This window comes from Prauserella cavernicola, assembly GCF_016595675.1.
GTDB lineage: Bacteria > Actinomycetota > Actinomycetes > Mycobacteriales > Pseudonocardiaceae > Prauserella_A > Prauserella_A cavernicola.
In genome coordinates this window covers 791,815-806,941 of sequence record NZ_JAENJH010000002.1, presented here as the reverse complement: position 1 = coordinate 806,941, position 15,127 = coordinate 791,815, and the positions used below count along the sequence as shown (strand labels likewise).

General features: G+C 71.4%; 16 protein-coding genes. 9 read left to right on the top strand and 7 right to left on the bottom strand.

Translation table 11 applies throughout. The features are described from left to right. The first annotated feature begins 62 nt into the window (after positions 1–62). From nagA to JHE00_RS10495, 4 genes are read left to right on the top strand one after another with little or no spacing between them, the layout of a single operon-like run. On the top strand, positions 63–1,220 hold the full coding sequence (nagA, locus tag JHE00_RS10510; protein WP_307831882.1) for an N-acetylglucosamine-6-phosphate deacetylase: 1,158 nt from the start codon (positions 63–65) through the stop codon (positions 1,218–1,220). A gap of 10 nt (positions 1,221–1,230) precedes the next feature. Further along, positions 1,231–1,986, top strand: coding sequence for a MerR family transcriptional regulator (locus tag JHE00_RS10505; protein WP_200317382.1), 756 nt, complete (start codon positions 1,231–1,233; stop codon positions 1,984–1,986). Continuing rightward, positions 1,983–2,318 (top strand): hypothetical protein, encoded by a 336-nt coding sequence (locus JHE00_RS10500; protein ID WP_200317380.1) that lies wholly within the window; start codon positions 1,983–1,985, stop codon positions 2,316–2,318. Before JHE00_RS10505 ends, JHE00_RS10500 begins: the two co-directional genes overlap by 4 nt. Before the next feature lie 56 nt (positions 2,319–2,374). After that, positions 2,375–3,034: a DedA family protein gene (locus tag JHE00_RS10495; protein ID WP_200317378.1), complete on the top strand. Its 660-nt coding sequence runs from the start codon at positions 2,375–2,377 to the stop codon at positions 3,032–3,034. 3 nt (positions 3,035–3,037) lie between these two features. On the opposite strand, the gene JHE00_RS10490 is transcribed toward JHE00_RS10495, so the two are convergent. Next, complete coding sequence (locus JHE00_RS10490; RefSeq protein ID WP_200317376.1) at positions 3,038–4,420, bottom strand: FAD-binding oxidoreductase; 1,383 nt, start codon at positions 4,418–4,420, stop codon at positions 3,038–3,040. Between the two features lie 10 nt (positions 4,421–4,430). Continuing rightward, the gene (locus JHE00_RS10485; RefSeq protein ID WP_200317368.1) at positions 4,431–4,865 is read right to left on the bottom strand and encodes a PPOX class F420-dependent oxidoreductase; all 435 of its coding nucleotides are present in this window, start codon (positions 4,863–4,865) and stop codon (positions 4,431–4,433) included. A 183-nt stretch (positions 4,866–5,048) separates the two neighbouring features. Here JHE00_RS10485 and JHE00_RS10480 point away from each other — a divergent pair, with 183 nt between their 5' ends. The 3 genes from JHE00_RS10480 to JHE00_RS10470 are packed head-to-tail and all read left to right on the top strand — an operon-like array spanning position 5,049 to position 9,000. Further along, the gene (locus JHE00_RS10480) at positions 5,049–5,576 is read left to right on the top strand and encodes a MarR family winged helix-turn-helix transcriptional regulator (RefSeq protein WP_200317366.1); all 528 of its coding nucleotides are present in this window, start codon (positions 5,049–5,051) and stop codon (positions 5,574–5,576) included. Next, complete coding sequence (locus JHE00_RS10475) at positions 5,573–8,179, top strand: MFS transporter (RefSeq protein ID WP_200317364.1); 2,607 nt, start codon at positions 5,573–5,575, stop codon at positions 8,177–8,179. The genes JHE00_RS10480 and JHE00_RS10475 overlap by 4 nt, the downstream gene beginning before the upstream one ends. After that, positions 8,179–9,000, top strand: coding sequence for a YceI family protein (locus JHE00_RS10470; RefSeq protein ID WP_200317362.1), 822 nt, complete (start codon positions 8,179–8,181; stop codon positions 8,998–9,000). The genes JHE00_RS10475 and JHE00_RS10470 overlap by 1 nt, the downstream gene beginning before the upstream one ends. Positions 9,001–9,019: 19 nt before the next feature. Here the strand turns inward: JHE00_RS10470 and JHE00_RS10465 are convergent, their stop codons facing one another. The 3 genes from JHE00_RS10465 to JHE00_RS10455 all read right to left on the bottom strand — a co-directional run bounded on the left by JHE00_RS10465 (position 9,020) and on the right by JHE00_RS10455 (position 11,118). Continuing rightward, positions 9,020–9,430, bottom strand: a complete 411-nt coding sequence (locus tag JHE00_RS10465) for a VOC family protein (RefSeq protein WP_200317360.1) — start codon at positions 9,428–9,430, stop codon at positions 9,020–9,022. 219 nt (positions 9,431–9,649) lie between these two features. Further along, positions 9,650–10,285 (bottom strand): nucleoside/nucleotide kinase family protein, encoded by a 636-nt coding sequence (locus JHE00_RS10460; RefSeq protein ID WP_200317358.1) that lies wholly within the window; start codon positions 10,283–10,285, stop codon positions 9,650–9,652. Next, on the bottom strand, positions 10,282–11,118 hold the full coding sequence (locus JHE00_RS10455) for a PfkB family carbohydrate kinase (RefSeq protein ID WP_200318304.1): 837 nt from the start codon (positions 11,116–11,118) through the stop codon (positions 10,282–10,284). The genes JHE00_RS10460 and JHE00_RS10455 overlap by 4 nt, the downstream gene beginning before the upstream one ends. Before the next feature lie 119 nt (positions 11,119–11,237). On the opposite strand from JHE00_RS10455, the gene JHE00_RS10450 reads away from it, so the two are divergent. Both JHE00_RS10450 and JHE00_RS10445 read left to right on the top strand, forming a co-directional pair. Beyond that, positions 11,238–12,275 (top strand): LacI family DNA-binding transcriptional regulator, encoded by a 1,038-nt coding sequence (locus JHE00_RS10450; RefSeq protein ID WP_200317356.1) that lies wholly within the window; start codon positions 11,238–11,240, stop codon positions 12,273–12,275. An 86-nt stretch (positions 12,276–12,361) separates the two neighbouring features. Next, positions 12,362–13,222, top strand: a complete 861-nt coding sequence (locus JHE00_RS10445; protein WP_200317354.1) for a substrate-binding domain-containing protein — start codon at positions 12,362–12,364, stop codon at positions 13,220–13,222. Here JHE00_RS10445 and JHE00_RS10440 read toward each other — a convergent pair. Together JHE00_RS10440 and JHE00_RS10435 are read right to left on the bottom strand one after the other, a co-directional pair. Further along, on the bottom strand, positions 13,171–14,160 hold the full coding sequence (locus JHE00_RS10440) for a glycoside hydrolase family 76 protein (RefSeq protein WP_200317353.1): 990 nt from the start codon (positions 14,158–14,160) through the stop codon (positions 13,171–13,173). The two genes, JHE00_RS10445 and JHE00_RS10440, sit on opposite strands and share 52 nt — an antisense overlap. A gap of 44 nt (positions 14,161–14,204) precedes the next feature. Continuing rightward, a complete protein-coding gene (locus JHE00_RS10435) occupies positions 14,205–15,125 on the bottom strand; it encodes a LysR family transcriptional regulator (RefSeq protein WP_200317352.1) in 921 nt (306 codons plus the stop codon). Positions 15,126–15,127: the final 2 nt, after the last annotated feature.

Genomic DNA, 15,127 nt, shown 5'->3' with positions numbered 1-15,127 from the left:
CGAAGCAGCAGCGATACCTCGTTAGTTGCCAACATTCTGGTCTGGACCAATATGATGGGCTCGTGAACGGTTCCGACGACTTCGTGCTCACAGGCGGGCGGCTCGCCTGCCCGGACGGTGTGCTCGACGGTGGCTGGCTCTCCGTCTCCGGCGGTCTGATCGCCGACCTCGGCACGGGAAACCCGCCCGAGGGCGACCACGTGGACCTGCGCGGCGCACTCGTCGTGCCCGGGTTCGTCGACCTGCACTGCCACGGCGGTGGCGGCTCGTCGTTCTCGACGACCGATCCCGGCGAGGCGGCCAAAGCCGTCGCCGCGCATCGCAGGCACGGCACCACGACGATGCTGGCCAGCCTGGTCTCCGACCCGTTCGCGGTGCTCTCGAACCAGCTCGCGGCGCTGTCGGACCTGGTGGCCGACGGTGAACTGGCAGGCGTGCACCTCGAGGGGCCGTTCATCGCGCAGACCCGGTGTGGCGCGCACGATCCGGACGCACTGCGCGAACCCGACTCGAGCGCGGTGGACGCGCTGCTCGACGCGGGCAGGGGCACCGTGCGCATGGTCACGCTCGCTCCCGAGCTGACCGGCGGCATCAAGGCGGTGCGCCAGCTCGCCGAGTCGGGCGTCGTCGCCGCGATCGGGCACACCGACGGCACGGAGGAGCAGATCCGGCCCGCCATCGACGCGGGCGCGACGGTGGCCACGCATCTGTTCAACGGCATGCGGCCGCTGCACCACCGCGAGCCGGGACCCATCGGCGTGCTGCTCGACGACGAGCGCGTGACGGTGGAGCTGATCTGCGACCTCGTCCACGTGCACCCCACCGTGGTCCGGCTGGCCGCGCGGCACGCGGGCCCCGACCGGACCGTGCTCGTCACCGACGCGATGTCGGCGACCGACGCGGCCGACGGCACCTACACGCTCGGCAGGCTCGCCGTCGACGTGCGCGACGGCGTCGCCACGCTCGCCGGCAACGGCGCGCTCGCGGGCAGCACACTGACGATGGACGCCGCGTTCCGCAACCTCGTCCACGGCGCCGGCCTGAGCATCTCCGACGCCGTGCGTGCTACTGCGAGTAGACCGGCGGAGCTGCTCGGTATCGCCGAGCAGGCCGGTCACCTGCGACGGGGCAGCCGAGCCGACCTCGTGCTCCTCGACGACAACCTTTGCCCAATGGGAGTATTGCGCCGCGGCGAATGGGTGACACCCAGCGACCACTAGACTCTTCTGGGTGGCGGAATACCGCGTCGACGAGCTCGCCCGCGTCGCGGGCACAACCGTTGGAAACGTCAGGGTCTACCAGGATCGGGAGCTGCTTCCTCCTCCTGAGCGACGAGGCCGCGTCGCGCTCTACTCAGAGGCGCATCTGGCGCGGCTGCGGATGATCCTCGGGTTGCTCAAGCGCGGCTACACCTTCGCGCAGATCCGCGAGCTGCTCACCACCTGGGAATCGGGCCGCGACCTCGAGCACCTGCTCGGACTGGAACAGGTCCTCGCCGCACCCTGGAGCGACGAGGCCACCGAGCGGCTGCCGATCACCGACCTGCTCGCCGAGTTCAGCGGCCACGAGGTCGGCCCCTCGACCGTCGCGCGCCTCGTCCGGCTCGGGGTGTTCGACCTCGACGGCGGCACACACGTGGTGGTCAAGAGTCCCCGGTTGCTGCACACCGGCCGCGAGCTGCTGGCCGCGGGAGTGCCGCTGCCCGTGCTGCTGGAGATCGCCGAGGAGGTGCAGAGCCACACCGACGAGCTCGCCACGCTCTTCCTGCACCTGGTCGACCAGCACGTCGTGCCCGGCAGGGACACCGGCTGGACACCGAGCAGCGAGGAGATGCCCGAGCTCACGCAGCGCGCGAGCACGTTGCGTCCACTGGCGCAGGCCGCCGTCACCGCGTTCCTCGCTCGGTCGATGAGCAGGGCGCTCAGTGACTGGCTGGCAGAACGGTTCGGCCCGCTGCTGAGCCAGCACTACCCTGAACAACGATGAGCGACGACCCCGAGCGCCTGCTGGCGGAGGCACTGCGCGCACAGGCGCGTCACGCGCCGCCCGAGCAGTCCGCCGCGCACCGGCTCGAGCCACCACCGCCGGTGGTCGAGACGCCGGGCGGCTACGGCCTGCTCTCCGGCGCGGGTGAGGGCTCGCTGGAGCGGGAACGCGCCGCGCTCGACGAGATCACGACCGAGGCCCCGAGTTCACCCGAGGCGCAGCCGAAGGCCGCGCCGGTGGCCGGACCACTGCGGCTGAGCTGGCTCATCGCGTTCACCGTGCTGCTCGGGCTGGCGGCCGGTTGCGTGATCGGTCTGCTCACATTGGTCTGAAAAACGGGCATTAAGGCTCAAGTCGCCGCTGGTAGCGACCCTGTACCTTGTGCTGCGTGATTCTCGCGCAGACTCCTGCCCAGATGTCGATCATGCCGGACTGGCTCAACCCGGAGCAGCTGCTCTCGGGCATCGGGCCCGCGGTGGTCGCCGTCCTGTGCCTGATCCTGTTCGCGGAGAGCAGCATCTTCCCGGTGCTGCCCGGTGACTCGCTGCTGTTCACCGCAGGGCTGTTCACCGCCAACGGCAGCCTCGACGTTCCGCTGTGGCTGGTCTGCCTGCTCGCGACGCTCGCCGCGATCGTCGGCAACGTCGTCGGCTACGGCATCGGCTGGAAGGTGGGGCCGAAGCTGTTCAACCGGCCCGACTCACGGTTCTTCAAGCAGGAGTACGTCGACAAGACGCACGCGTTCCTGGAGAAGCACGGCCCCAAGGCGATCGTGCTCGCCAGGTTCGTACCGTTCGTGCGCACGTTCATCACGTGGCTCGGCGGCATCGGCCGCATGGAGCCGAAGAAGTTCTTCACCTACACGGTCCTCGGCGGCATCCTCTGGGCCGCTGGTCTGATCGTGCTCGGCTCGTTGCTGGGCAACATCGCGTTCATCCGCGACAACGTGGACGCGATCTTCCTGCTCATCGTTCTGGTGTCGGTGCTGCCGATCGCCTACGAGTACCTCAAGGCGCGCCGCGAGAAGCGCGCGAGCACCGAGAACTGAGCCTCACTCCAGCGAGAACATCGACCCGGGGTTGAACAGGTTCTCCGGGTCGAGCGCGCGCTTGATCTGGCGGTGCACCCGAAGGCCGACGGGGCCGAGTTCGCGCTCCAGCCACTCCTGCTTGAACTTGCCGACGCCGTGCTCGCCGGTGACGGTTCCGCCGAGCGCGAGGCCCAGCTCCAGGATCGCGTCGAAGGCCCGCCGGGCCCGGTCGAACTCGCCCTCGGCATCGGCGTCGTAGACGACGGTGGGGTGCATGTTGCCGTCGCCGGCGTGCCCGCAGACCGCGATCCGCAGGCCCACCTCGGCGCTGATCCGCTCGCAGCCCTCGATGAGGTCGGCGATGCGGGTGCGGGGCACGCACACGTCGTCGGTCATGTTCGAACCGTAGGCCGCGAGCGCGTAGTGCACCGACCGCCGTGCGTGCATCAGCAGATTGCCCTCGGCGAGGTCCTCGGTGGCGTGGGTGAGCCCGGCGCCTTCGTCGGTGCAGACCTGCTGCAGCGCGGCGAGCTCGCGCCTGGCCTCCTCGCCGCCCGCGTCGGACTGGCACAGCAGCAGCGCGCCCGAGCCGGAACTCGCGCCGAGCTCGGTGCCGAGGTGCCGCTCGACGGCGTCGACCGTCGTGGCGTCCATGATCTCCATGAGCGACGGGACGAGGCCCTCGCTCACGATGCGGCTCACGGCGGAGCCCGCGTCCCTGGTGGAGGAGAACGCGGCGACGAACGTGGCAGGCGCCTGCGGCAGCGGCCTCAGTGCCAGCGTCGCCTGGGTGATGACGCCGAGCGTGCCCTCGCTGCCGACCAGCAGCTTGGTGAGGTCGTAGCCCGCGACGCCCTTGACCGTGCGACGTCCCGTGCGCAGCAGCGAGCCGTCGGCGAGCACCACCTCGAGCCCCAGCACGGAGTCGGTGGTGACGCCGTACTTCACGCAGCACAGCCCGCCCGCGTTGGTGGCGAGGTTGCCGCCGAGCGTGCACCAGTCGTAGCTGGACGGATCGGGCGGGTAGAACAGGCCGTGCTTGGCGACGGCGTCGCGCAGCGTCAGGTTCACGACCCCGGGCTGGACCACCGCGAGCCGGTTCTCGGCGTCGATCTCCTCGATCTGGTCGAGCTTGGTGGTGGCCAGCACCACGCAGCCGTCGATGGCGTTGGCGCCGCCGCAGAGCCCGCTGCCCGCGCCCCTCGGCACGATGGGCACGCCCGCCTCGCCGCACGCCCTGACGGTGGCCTGCACACCCGCGACGTCGGCGGGCAGCACGACCGCGAGCGGGGCTCCTGCCGGGGCCAGCGGCATCTCGTCGCGCGAGTAGGCCGCCGTCACGTCGGCATCGGTGAGCACGGCGTCCCTGCCGAGCTCCTGGCGCAACCTGGTCAGCAGGGTCATGCGGGAAACGCTATCGCGCCATCCCGTACACGCGGTCCACTCGCAGCCGCAGAACCAGGCGCCGGTCGGCGACCATCGCCGCGCGGTACTCGGCCCAGTCCGGGTGCTCGCCAGCGACCGCGCGGTAGAGGTCGATGAGCTCCTCCACCGCGGCGTCGTGCTCGTCGGCCGCCACGGCCGTCAGCTCCGCGACGCCCTCGGCCACGGCGTAGGACCACCCGTCCTGGCTGGACACGTGATAGCTGGCGCGCGGGTCCCGGCGGAGGTTCTTCGTCTTGGCGCGCCCGTCGGTGATGGAGACGCGCAGCAACCCGGTGTCCGGATCGAAGTGGTGGGTGACGTTCGAGAGCTGAGGCCGTCCGTCGCGTTTGAGAGTGGCGAGCACGCCGAACGGGCGGCTCGCGAGCAGGGCGCGGAGCGGGTCTGGAGCAGCGTCGCTGGTCATGTCCGGCCAACGCGGTACGGCCGCGGCGAATTCCGGGCGCTGACTCGGACGGGTGACAACTGCGGTGGCCTCGCCCACAGCGCCAGGTAATGGAGTTGCACGACGAGCCCGCGCGGGGACATTCTTGCGTAGGGCAACTAGTTGTACCGCGCAAACAAGACATCAGTGACGAAAGACCTGCTCATGGCATCTGTCTCCGAACAGCTCGCGCCGGCCGGGCACTCACCGACCGACGCGGAACTCGCCGTGGCCGACGAGCTGGGCAAGCAGATGGTCCGGTTCATGCGGGTGGTCACGCGCGCCAAGTCGCAGATCAGCAAGGCCGGGCCCGACGGCATCGAGCGAGCCGCCTACGCGATCCTGTTCAGCCTGGTGCACGACGGACCGCAGCGCACGAGCCGCCTCGCCGAGGGACTGCACTCAGACATCTCCACGGTCAGCAGGCAGAGCAGCACGCTCGTCCAGCACGGCCTCGTCGAGCGGCAGGCCGATCCCGAGGACGGCCGCGCCTGCCTGCTCGCGCCCACCGACGAGGGCCTGCGGGTCTTCGAGGAGAACCGGAGACAGCGCGGCCGCTGGCTCGCCACGATCCTCGCCGACTGGCCGGAGGAGGACCGGGAGCGGCTCACCATCCTGTTCGACCGGCTCAACACCGGCATCGAGAACTTCGATCCACAGCACCACAGCAGCACCGAGGGGGACCCCGCATGACATCCGCCGTTGACAAACCGCCCGCGCAAGCCGCGGACGACAGCGGCCCCAACCTGACCCACCGCCAGATCGTCGTCATCCTCATCGGGCTGATGACGGGCATGTTCCTGGCGGCGCTGGACCAGACGATCGTGGGCACGTCCATCCGGACCATCGCCGACGACCTGAACGGGCTGAGCCTGCAGGCGTGGATCACCACCGCCTACCTGATCACCGCCACCATCACGACGCCGATCTACGGCAAGCTCTCCGACATCTACGGCCGCAAGCCGTTCTACCTCGCCGCGATCACGATCTTCGTGCTCGGCTCGGTGGCGGCCACGTTCGCGCAGTCGATGTACGAACTCGCCGCGTTCCGCGCGGTGCAGGGCCTCGGCGCCGGTGGTCTGATGTCGCTGGCGCTGACGATCCTCGGCGACATCGTGCCGCCCCGGCAGCGGGCTCGGTACCAGGGCTTCTTCCTGGCCGTGTTCGGCACGTCGACCGTGCTCGGCCCCGTGCTGGGCGGATTCCTCGCCGGGCTCGACTCGATCGCGGGCATCACCGGCTGGCGCTGGGTCTTCCTGGTCAACGTGCCGCTGGGCATCATCGCGCTGTTCGTGGTGGCGAAGGTGCTCAACGTGCCGCACCAGCGTCAGCAGCACCGCATCGACTGGTGGGGCGGGCTCGCGCTGGTGATGTGCCTCGTGCCGTTGCTGTTGATCGCCGAGCAGGGCCGTGAATGGGGCTGGGGCTCCACTCGCGCCGTGATCTGTTACGGCGTCGGCGCGGTCGGCCTGGTGCTGTTCCTCTTCGTCGAGCACGTGATGAAGGACGAGGCGCTGATCCCGCTGCGCCTGTTCCGCAACTCCACGTTCAGCGTCGCCATCGCGGGTGGCGTGATCGTCGGCGTCGCGATGTTCGGCTCGATCATGCTGATCCCGCAGTACCTCCAGATCGTGCAGGGCTACTCGCCCACGGAGGCGGGTCTGCTGTCGCTGCCGCTGATGGTCGGCGTGATGACCGGCTCGGTGACCTCGGGCCAGCTCACCTCGCGCACCGGGCGGTACAAGATCTTCCCCGTCGTCGGCACCGCGCTGATGACCATCGGCATGCTGCTGTTCGCCCAGGTGAAGTGGGACAGCCCGATCTGGCAGCCGATGGTGTTCATGGCCGTGATCGGCCTCGGCCTCGGTGGCTGCATGCAGACCCTGATCATCGCCGTGCAGAACGCGGGCCCGCGCCGCGACATGGGCGTGTCCACGGCCTCGGCGACGTTCTTCCGGCAGATCGGCGGCACGCTGGGTGTCGCGGTGTTCCTCTCGGTGCTGTTCAGCACCCTGAGCGGCAACATCGAGAGCGCCTTCCGCGCCGAGGGCGTCGCCCCGAGCGCGATCGGCTCAGCGGGCAACAACATCATGACCGACTCGTCGTTCCTGCAGCAGATCCCGATCGAGCAGGCGAAACCGTTCTTAATCGGCTTCACCGACTCGATCAACCTGGTGTTCTACATCGGCGCCGGAGTGGCAGCGCTCGCGTTCGTCGTGCTGCTGTTCATGAAGGAGATCCCGCTGGCCGACGGCGCTCCCAAGCCGACGCCGATGGAGGGCGGAGAGGCTCTGCTCGACGACGACGCGGCCGCCGCGGCCCAGCCCGCCGAGAACGAGCGCGACGAAGCACTGGCCGACGCCGACGAGGCGCTCGACCGCGAACCGGAACTCGTGGCGGCGGGCAGGCACTCCCGGGCCGACGAGAACGGGCACGGTGAACTGCAGGCGAGCGCCGCGCCGATCCTGGCCTCGACGGGTTTCGGCAGCGCCGTCGAGACGTCGGGCCTGCCGGTGACCGGGCACATCCGCAGGCAGGACGGTTCCTCGGTGGCGGGCGCCGCGCTCACGCTGATCGACCAGCGCGGCAGGCAGGTCGCGCGAGGCACGGGGCAGCCCGACGGCGGCTACACGATCGGCGCCCCCGAGCCGGGCAACTACGTGCTGATCGTGTCGGCGGGCGGGCACCAGCCGCAGGCCTCCAGCGTCGTGGTGGGCCAGTCGCAGGCTCCCGCGCGGATCGACATCACGCTCACCGGTTCCGGTGAGGTCACGGGTGTCGTGCGCGCGTCGGGCAGCGGCACGCCCCTGGCGGGCGCCACCGTGACGCTGGCCGACTCGCGTGGCGAGGTCACCGGCGCGTGCAGCACGCAGGCCGACGGCGCCTACGCGTTCAGCGGCGTCAGCGCCGGCACCTACACGCTCGTGGCGAGCGGGGAGCGGCTGCGGCCCACCGCGGTGACGCTGACAGTGCCCGACAGCGGAGTGCTGCACCACGACGTCGAACTCGCGGGCTCGGTGCTGCTGAGCGGCACCGCGCGCGCCGAGGAGGGCCGGCCGGTGCCGGACGCGCGGATCACCGTGCTCGACCCCGAGGGCAACGTCGCGGCGGTGGCCCGAACCGACGAGTCCGGTCACTACGTGGTGAGCGACCTGCCCGAGGGCGACTACACCGTGGTCGCCAGCGGCTACCCGCCCGCCACGAGCACGGTGACCGTGGCCGACGGCGAGGCCGAGCACGACGTGCGCCTCGGCTACGACCAGGTGCTCGACGATCTGGCCGGGCAGGGCAACTGATGCCGGGGCTGTCCGGGACCGTGCGCACCGCCGAGGGCTGGGCGGTGGAGCACGCGGTGCTGACCGTGACCGACCTCGGCGGCGGCCAGGCGGCGCGGACGACGGCGGACCAGCACGGCTCGGTGCTCACCGGGCCGCTGGCCCCCGGCGTCTACACCGCTGTGGTCACGGCGCCGGGTTACCTGCCCGTCGCCAGGACCGCGCAGGTGGCGAGTGATGGCTCCGGCTCCATCGGCGACGTCACGCTCTCCCCGGAGGAGGGCGCGGTCGAGCTGCCGCCGGCCGGCCCGTGGGTGATCGACCCGGTGCACTCCTCGGTCGTCGTGACGGCGCGGCACCTCGGGATCGCGAGCATCAAGGCGCGCTTTCCCGAGCTGTCGGGCCGGATCGAGGTCGGCAGGCCCGCGGAGCGGTCGTCGGTGACGGCTCGCATCGACGCGGCGTCGATCGACACCGGCATCAAGATGCGCGACGACCACCTGCGTTCGGCCGAGTTCCTGGACGTCGCCAACTATCCGGCCATCGAATTCACCGGCAGCGGGATGACGCAGCGGGGCAGCGACACGTGGTCGCTGCGCGGTGAGCTGGTGCTGCACGGACAGCGCCGCGACATCGAGCTCGACCTGCACTACGGCGGCTACGGGCCCGACCCGTGGGGCGGCGTGCGCGCGGCGTTCCACGCGGAGACCCAGCTCAGCCGCGACGACTTCGCGATCAACTACAACGCGATGGTGCGCGCGGGCGTCGCCGCGATCGGCACGACCGTGAAGGTGGAGCTCGACATCCAGGCGTTGCAGGGGGAACGGCTGCCCGAGTTCTGAGCTCTCGGCGCGTGATCCGTCACTCCGGGTCGGACCACACCTCGAGCTGGATGCCGTCGGGGTCGCGGAACACCACGACGAGCGAGCCGGGCGCGGTGCGCGACGGCGTCGCCGCCGTGTAGGTGACGCCGTAGTCGGCGAGCCGGTCCTCCCACTGCCGCAGCTCGGCGCGGGTGCCGACCTTGAAGGCGACGTGGTCGAGCCCGGTGTGCCGTTCGTCGAAGGCGGGTCGTTCGACCCGCGCGTGCTGCACCAGCATCACGGAGAACCCGTCGCCCGGCGCCTTCAGGACGGCCTTTCGCAACCCGGTTTCGTCATCCTCACGGCGCGAGATCTCCTCGAAGTCGAGCACCCGCACGTACCAGGGCACGCTCCGGTCGACGTCGGTGACCGTGAGGGCCAGATGGTGCACGCTAGCGAGTGTGGTCATGCCTCACAGTCGTCCTTCCACCCCCCGCAGAGGATTCTCGCCGGACGACCCGGCGAGCGTCGTACGCGGTGGCTGGAATGGGATGCCGCTGTAACCGCGCCGTTCCCAGGATGACCGAAGCGAGGCGTGCTCGCGGTGAGTTCGGCCCATGTGTCCACAGCTCCCTGTGGACAACTCACGTTTTTCCACAGGCGCCTGTGGACAACCCGGAGCGGTTGTTCACACGGCGAAGTGCGGCAGCTCCATGTCGCGCACCACGAGATCCGCTCGCATGGCGCTCGGGGCGATCAGATCGGCGTTGCGCTGGTCCGAGCCCAGCGCGCGCTGCTGTGCCTCCACGCGCGAACGGCCGTACTTGCGGTGACGCGTCACCAGCCGCTCGATGCGCTCCTCCTCGTCGGGCTGCAGGAACCAGACGTCGTCGAGCAGCGACCGCAGGTCTGCCCACGGCTCCGAGTCGAGCAGCAGGTAGTTGCCCTCGGTGATCACGAGCCGCACGTCGGGCGGCACCGGCACCGCGCAGGCGATCGGCTCTTCGATCTCCCTGCGGAACTCCGGCGCGTAGACCAGCTCCTCGCCCTGGGCGAGCCTGCGGATCAGGTGCACGTAGCCGTAGGCGTCGAACGTCTCGGGCGCACCCTTGCGGTCGACGCGGCCCAGCCGGTTGAGCTCGACCTGCGCGAGGTGGAAGCCGTCCATCCCCACCACGGTCGCGCGGTCGCCGAGCGCGTTGGCGAGCCGCCACGCGAGCGTCGTCTTGCCCGACGCGGGCGCCCCCGCGATGCCGAGCACCGTGCGGCCGTCCTTGGCGGCCAGCGTCTGCGCCCTGTCGAGCAGCTCGTCGAACGACGTCATCTCTCTCCCATCTTCGCCCTCACCGGGCCCAGCCAGCTTCTCGGTCCACTGTGGCGCACCCGCTCGGCTGCCACCGCGTTGGCGAACCCGATGAGCTCGGGCAGCGCGAGCTCGCCGACCCGCGCCACGAACGCACCGTGCCACACGTCGCCCGCGCCGAGTGTGTCCTTCGCCGTCACCGCCGGTACCGCCACCTCACCGGACTCGTCACCGCGGCGCCAGCGCACGGGGCCGGGGCCCGCGGTGGTGACCACGGTGGGCACGTCGCGCAGCGCGCCGTCGGGCTCGCGGAAGTCCGCCGAGCAGGCCACCACGTCGGCGAGCGGGAAGAGTTCGGCGAACACCGGCTTCCAGCTGCCGGCGTCCACCACCACGGGAACGCCCTCGGTCCTGGCCTGCCGGGCGGCCGCCAGCGCGAGCACCGGGTGGTGGCCGTCCACGAGCACGGCGTCGGCGGCGGGCAACGGGCCGGGCTCGCCGGGTTCGGGCCCATCGGCGGCGTTGTGCGAGACGACCGTGCGCTCGCCGTCGTGCTCCCGCACGGCCACCGCGCTGAGAGCGGGCGGCTCGGGACGAGCGGGCAGCGCGTCGAGCAGCTCGACCCCGCAGGTCGCGAGGTCGGCGCGGGCGAGGTCGGCGAGCGGGTGGGCGCCGAGGACTGTGAGCAGCGTGGCCTCACCACCGAGCGCGGCGACCGTGACGGCGGCGTTGGTGGCGGGTCCGCCCGCGGAGACCTCGACGGAGTGCGACTGGACCTTGTGGCCCGGTTCCGGCAGCTCGGCGACCCGCTGGACGACGTCGACGGTGCACAGCCCTGCCAGCAGCACCCGCACGCCCGTCACCCTCCTCGACCTCGGGGGCCATACCACCCGATGCCTGCAAAGTAGACACGCGTTATGCTCTCGCGCAACCGTTTGCGCAAACGCTTGCCGCGAGTCGCGAAGGACGAACCATGCCCCCGCAGCGCTCGACCCGGCCCACTCAGCGCGACATCGCCGAGCTGGCCGGGGTCTCGATCACCACCGTGTCGCACGTCGTCAACGGCACCAGGGCCGTCGCCCCGGAGACCAGGACGGCCGTGCTCGAGGCGATCGAGCAGACCGGATACACCGGCGATGCCATCGCCCGCTCTCTCGTCACGGGTGGCACCCGGTCGATCGGCGTGGCGATCTCGCTGCTGGCCAACCCGTACTTCGCCGTGCTGATGCAGGCGATCGAGCGGGAAGCCGCAGCCGCAGGCTACACGGTGCTGTTATCCGACACCCATGACACGGTGGACACCGAACAGGACGTCGTGCGGGCGCTGCGATCGCGCCGGGTCGAGGGACTGCTGCTCACGTCTGTACCCGGCGACGGCTCCGTGATCGGCGAGCTCGTCTCGCTCGGCATCCCGACCGTGCTGATCGACCGGCTCGCCACGCGCGGCGACGTGGACCAGGTCGGGGCTGAGAACATCCAGTCGACGTCGGCGCTCACCGAGCACCTCGCCTCGCTCGGACACCGCAAGATCGGCTTCGTCAGCGGCACCCCGGGGCTGGCCACGAGCGAGGAGCGGACACTGGGCTACCGGCTCGGGCTCGGTCGCGCCGGGCTCAGCTGGAACCCCGACCTCGTGGAGACCGGCCATTCGGAGCGCGCGGGTGGCGCCAGGGCGTTCGCCGCGCTGCTCGACCGGCCAGATCCGCCCACCGCGGTGCTGGTGGGCAACGACGCGATGATGGCGGGCGTGCTGCACGAGGCGCGGCGCAGGCAGCTCTACGTGGGCAAGGACGTGGCCGTGGTGGGCTACGACGACACCGAGTGGGCCGACCTGGTGGAACCGCCGCTCACCACGATGGCGCAGCCCATCGCCGACATCGGCAGGGAGGCCGTGCGCCTGCTGCTGGCCCGCATCAAGGACCCCGATCGCGCGGCGGAAACCCTGCGCCTGCCACCGACTCTGCGGCACCGGGAGTCCTGCGGCTGCTCGCCCATTCACTCGGAAGACTGAATCTCGGCGGCACTGCGCTGTGTAGTGGATCGCGGCCTAAGCCACTCGGGTTAGCGTCACCCGATCCACGTTCCTGGAGTCGCCACATGAGCTCACCGTCGAGCGCGCCGCCGCGTCGTCGCGCGCCGCTCTGCTATCGGTTCGGAGTCGCGCTGCCCGCCGACGTGGACGGCCACTCCAGGCTCGCGGGAGCGATCGACTGCGCCGCGCGGCTCGCGGGCTGTGCGGTGACCTTCGCCGACACCACCGGGACGGTCCACTCCGAGGCGGCCGCGGCACGCGCACTGCGGGCGCAGGGGGTCGACGGCGTCCTGCTGGCTCCGGCCGCTGGCGACGACACCGTGGTGACCGACCTGGTCCGGCTCGGCATCCCGACCGTGCTCGTCGACCGCCTCGCCGCACGCGACGACGTCGACCAGGTGGGCACAGAGAACGTCCAGTCCACGGCGGCGCTCACCGAGCAGCTGGCCCGGCAGGGTCACCGGCGCATCGGGCTGCTCGCGGGCCCGGTCGGCGGCATCACGGCCGACGAGCGCGTGCTGGGCCACCGGCTCGGGCTCAACCGCGCGGGGCTGTCGTGGAACGAGGACCTCGTCGTGCGCGGCGGCGCCCTGGCCGCGGGCGTGCTGCTGAACGAGGTGCCGTCGGCGATCGTCGTCGCCGAGGAAGGGCTGGTCGCCACCGTGCTGGCCGAGGCCGACCGGCGAGGCCTGCGGATCGGGGACGAGCTCGGCCTCGCCTGTCACAGCGGAATCCGCGAACCCGGCTGCGCGATGTCCACACTCGCCACGCCGGTGATCGACATCGGGCGCATCGGCGTGGAGCTGCTGCTGGCCCGCATCGCCGATCCGGCCCGGCGGCCGCAGACCGTGCGGCTGAGGCCGACGTTCACCGGTCACGGCTCCAGCGTCGCCGCGGCCTCCAGCAGCAGCCACGCGCCGAGCTGAACCGAGAGGTCCCGCGCGGCGCCCATCGGCTCGGCCCTTTCCGTCCACTCCGGACTGAAGAGCGGACCGTGGCGGGTCGGCGCCGCGCCGTGCCAGCAGGCCCGCGCCGAGGCGAACACCAGCTCGGCAGCGGCATCTGCGGCCGGTCCGCTCGGCAGCCGTCGCGCCGCGATCGCGAGATAGCGCGCGAGAATTCCCGCGAACAGCCCGCCGTCGCCGCCGCCCTGCCCGCGCAGCACGCCGCCCGGCGCGAGATGAGCGGCCACAGCGCGAACGGTCCGCTCAGCGAGGTCCATTTCGGACAATTCGAGTGCCGCGCCGAGGAAAACTCCTTGGCAGTAAGTGTAGATGTGCCGCACGATCTCGCACGTCTCCGGCCGCACCCCGTCGTTGACCAGACCCGTGGGGGCATCGACGAGATGGTTTTCCAGCCACGAGAACAGTTCCCGCGCCCGCCGCTGCTCGCCCGCCCTCGCGAAGGCGATCGCGGCGGGGCCGTTGGTGGGCGCGTTCTTGAAGGTGTCGCCCCTGCGCCAGCGGATCCCGCCGCCGGCGTCGGGACTCCAGCCCTGCCACACCGAGCCCAACAGCACCTCGACCGGCCTGCGCTCGCCGAGCCGCTGCAGCGCCAGCGCGAGCCACGCCATGTCGTCGTAGTAGGGATTGCTCCAGCGGCCCCGGTTGCGCAGCCGGATCGTGCGCACCAGCCGCGCGATCGTCGTGGCCCGGCCCGCCGAGCGGTCCCGTCGCTGCGCGTCCACGAGGCAGTCGAGCAGCTGCGCCTGCCACCAGTAGTTCCAGTGCCGGTGCAGGCGCTGCTCGGCCGTCGGCGGCCACCCCGAGCAGGCGAGCGCGGTGCCGGGCACACCCCAGAGGCGGGTGAGATGACGCGCGCACACGGCCGACTCGGCCTCTGCTGCGGCCTCGCTCCACGGCATCCGCCCATCCTCGCGCCGTACCCGGCACGGCGCAGCGGAGGCGCTCAGCGCCGCGCCCACTCCGGGGTCCACGTGTCCGCGGCGCGTTCCGCGGAGCCGAGGTACTCGCGCAGCTCGGGCAGCGCGGGATGCGGGTTGTCCGCGCGCCAGAGCAGCGAGTGCGGGTAGACCGGCGTCGGGCCGCGCACCGGGATGCGCCGCAGATCGTGGTCGGCAGGCCAGGACAGCGGAGTCCGCGCGCCGGCGAACGTGACGAGCGCGGGGGAGCCCGCGACGGCGTCGAGCAGCGGGTCGATTCCGAAATTCGGGCCCACCGGGTCGATCGTGAGCCCGAACGCCGCCGCGAGCGCGTCGTAGTAGGCCGACCACTCGGTGCCGGTGACGTTGCCGGGCATCCAGATCCGGTACCCGACGAGGTCGGCGAGGCTCACCGCGCTCTCGCCCGCGAGCTCGTGCGCGGCGCCGGTGACGGCCACCAGCGGCTCGTCGAAGACGCGCACTGCCTCGACGCCGGCGTGCCGCCTGGCCTGCTCGGTGACCGCGCGGAAGGCGGCGTCGATCGTGCCCGAGCCCACGGCGGTCAGTGCCGCGTCCCCGTCGGGCAGCGTCACGACGTCCAGCGCCGTGCCGGAATGGCTCCGGTGGAAGTCGCGCAGCAGCCCGGCCGGGGCGAGCCTCCTGCCGACCACGTCGACGCGCAGCGCCCGATGGCCGGGACGAACGGAGGCGGCGGCCCGCTGTTCGGCGTGCAGCAGTCCGCGCGCGTGCGGCAGGAACGCCTGCCCATCGATGGTCAGCCTCGACCCGCGCGGGACGCGGTCGAACAGCCGCACGCCGAGCTCCTTCTCCAGCGCGGCCACGCGCTTGGACACCGCCTGCTGCGTGATCGACAGCTCGAAGGCGGCCTCGGAGAACTGACCGGTGTCCGCGACCGCGACGAACGTGCGCACGGCGTCCAGATCCACGC